General features: G+C 57.8%; 1 protein-coding gene. It reads left to right on the top strand.

Annotated elements, in window-relative coordinates; genetic code table 11:
• Positions 1-360 precede the first annotated feature (360 nt).
• Complete coding sequence (locus tag AC629_RS43415) at positions 361-855, top strand: RlpA-like double-psi beta-barrel domain-containing protein (protein ID WP_210419228.1); 495 nt, start codon at positions 361-363, stop codon at positions 853-855.
• The last annotated feature ends 249 nt before the right edge of the window (positions 856-1,104 follow it).

Below are 1,104 nucleotides of genomic sequence, written 5' to 3'. Positions count from 1 at the left end.
CTTCAGTTCGTCGTCTAGGTTGAAGCCGCGTGCTAGCTTAAGCGTTAGAACCGCCTTGGACGAATAACTTCTTCTATCGCGCTCAAGCGCCTTGGCGTTTTCACACAACCAAGACCCTTGGCCGACATCGCACGCGTCACTCACGCTGGTTCCATTAAGTCATGCTGTTGACGCATTCTCTGTTTTAGTCAGTGACAACGTAAAACACTGCGTGAGGACCACTCTGGTTCGCACACCGGTTCCGTAGCCAGGGGGTGGCTCGAATCCGCAAAAAGACTGGCGCAAGTTCATCAACGCTCCCGCGTTGGCTTGGCCATGTTTGCGGTTTCGGGAACCGGACAATCGAAAATCACAGGATTCATGATGCTGTTCCCCTCGAGTGCCGCAATTTGCGGCGCCCTGGTTGCGCTTGCCGTTTCTGTTCCCGCTGTTCGAAGTGAAACGCGTGGAGTTCACTCAACCGCCGTCGTCGATGCCGCCTGTGGCGATGCGATCGTTGGCGCCGCATCCACGTACAATCCGTTCAAGCCCGGCAAGGAGGAGGGCGGCCCGAGCACAGCCTCCGGCGAGCGTTATGATCCCTCTGTCTGGGCGGCTGCCATCAAGACGAGTTTGCGTCAGAAATTTGGCGGGGTCCAATTTGGTGCGAGGCCGAAGTTTGCCCTCGTCGAGGCCGTCGGCAAGAAGGTCATCGTCAAGATAAATGACGTGGGGCCACTAAGGCCTGGCCGCATCATTGACCTCAACGAGCGGACGATGCGCCATTTCGATCCAAGCCTGGAGCTAGGGGTCATCCATGACGTAAGAGTTAGCCCGCTTTCCGGGGACAATTGGACCCCGGGACCGGTGGGCTGAACATCCCACGCGAAAACGTAGTGCACGTCTTGGACAGTGGGGCCCTCTTGACGGTCTCCTCGCCGCGGATCCTCGGGGCTATGCCACTTGGCGGTAAGGCACCGATCGGCCAGTCTTCGTCGCCATAAATTCTGAAATAAAAACACCTCGCCGAACGTCTCTTCCAGGCCTTGAGCTGAACAACGCAACAGCCGCTGCCATGTCGGCTGGTTGCGGGAAACCGGACTCCACAGGATCGTTGGGCTGACT

The organism is Bradyrhizobium sp. NAS80.1 (assembly GCF_001908205.1).
Classification (GTDB): Bacteria; Pseudomonadota; Alphaproteobacteria; order Rhizobiales; family Xanthobacteraceae; genus Bradyrhizobium.
Note: the sequence above shows the minus strand (reverse complement) of the source record. Positions and strands in the feature narration are given on the sequence as shown.

Coding starts and splice junctions, on each gene's coding strand:
- AC629_RS43415 (WP_210419228.1), top strand. CDS start 361: ATGATGCTGTTCCCCTCGAGTGCCGCAATTTGCGGCGCCCTGGTTGCG.